This is a genomic window from Rothia sp. (in: high G+C Gram-positive bacteria) (genome assembly GCF_030540545.1).
GTDB lineage: Bacteria > Actinomycetota > Actinomycetes > Actinomycetales > Micrococcaceae > Rothia.
Map to the genome: position 1 here is coordinate 1 of NZ_JAUNVZ010000031.1, position 1,457 is coordinate 1,457.

At 56.7% G+C, this 1,457-nt stretch carries 2 protein-coding genes; both read right to left on the reverse strand.

Annotation, left to right across the window (positions count from 1 at the left end):
• Window positions 1-527 (reverse strand): DUF1697 domain-containing protein (locus Q4P78_RS08675; RefSeq protein WP_303339978.1); only part of this gene is annotated, 527 nt, incomplete at its 3' end.
• A gap of 74 nt (window positions 528-601) precedes the next feature.
• The gene (locus Q4P78_RS08680; RefSeq protein WP_303339979.1) at window positions 602-1,384 is read right to left on the reverse strand and encodes a hypothetical protein; all 783 of its coding nucleotides are present in this window, start codon (window positions 1,382-1,384) and stop codon (window positions 602-604) included.
• Window positions 1,385-1,457: the final 73 nt, after the last annotated feature.

Below are 1,457 nucleotides of genomic sequence, written 5' to 3' on the forward strand. Positions count from 1 at the left end.
AGGTCTAGAATCTTGTTGCAGGTTTTGGCGTTGCGCAGAGTCAGCTGGTTTGCGAAGGCTTTCTTTGACATAAACTTTCCGTACTGAGCCTTTTTATAATCGGGTGTGCTGTAGTTGCCGAAGTAGACGGCGCAGGTTCCTATGTGAAGCACTTCGTCGGGAACATCCAGCGTTTCGAGCTCGGCGGCTAGTGCATCGCGATCAGCATCAATGGTGAAAAACATGGCGTCCAGGCGAGGCATGTCCTCGTTCCACCACTCGGGCAGGTTGTGCGCATCCTTGCGGTATTCGTCAGCGGTGAGAAGTGAGAATGGAATCTCGAAATCGTAATGCTTCGCCAGCAGATCGGTGATCTCCTGTGCCACGGTGGTTTTATCCCGCGAGCTCACAAATAGCAGGTTCCCTGAGTTGATATAGCTTGTGACGTTCTCGTATCCCAGTGCAGCCAGCCGCTTTTTCAGCTCGGGCATCGACACCTTGCGCAGCTTCCCCAGGTTCACGCTCCTGAGCAAAAGAATGTACTGCATGGGCTTAAACCCTTTCTAACGATGAATGGTAAAAATCTGGGTCGAGTTCTCGGCGCAGACTTTGCTGCCCGCGTTTACGGCTCAGGATTGTCAGAAACAGTACCTGAAGCCTCGTAAAACCACGGCACCGCTGCATCGTCTTCATTCTCCTGCGAGGGTACGCCGGGGGCAACCGGAAGATGCGGAATCAGCAGATCCACCTCGTCGCGGCGCAGAATCTCGGGGTCGGTTACCGCAGGCACGAACCCGGGCACCCGATCCCAGCTCCAGTAGTAGAATTTCTCGGGTGAGCTCCACGCGATCGTGCTGAACCCGCCCCTGGAATCCTCATCAAACTGATCTTTGACCCGCGCCTCATACAGGTACGGTGCCCGCTGACCGGTTGTCGGGTCCACCCCGTACCAGATACGTGTGATGAGCGCCCGCAGCATGGCTTCACCCGTATTGACGTGCACCGACGAGACCTGGCCGTAATCATCGTAGAGAACCTTGCCTTCGCCCGGGGCAAGTACGGGCGGCTCGGTTCCCAGAGAATCCACAATATGCCCCACCAGCGCCTCAATATAGGAGCCGCGCCCGGGGACCTCATCGCGAAGCTCCCAGACCAGGTTTCCTTCCGCCTCTAGGGTCGCGACGGCGCACACCTCCCAGTCGGTGGCACGCCACGGGGTCAGATGCTCCGCCACAAACACCAAACGGTTATTCCAACGGCGCATGACGAGCGTAAAATCTACGCCAAACCAGGGCCGCGCATGATTCAAGTTAGGCATAATCCCCGAGATAGGCATTAGCTCGGCGTAGGTATCGTGGTCGCCCTTCATAGAATCCCAATCGGGTTCGCAGGCGTCCAGATACATTCTGAAGGGGGCGCTTTGCGGGCTTTGAATTAAAAACTCCCCGGAAACGAGCCTCTGCCACGGATACTGGGCG

Bases quoted from the DNA above. Each gene is read 5' to 3' on its own strand.
- Q4P78_RS08680 (WP_303339979.1), bottom strand. From the start codon at position 1,384: ATGTATCTGGACGCCTGCGAACCCGATTGGGATTCTATGAAGGGCGAC.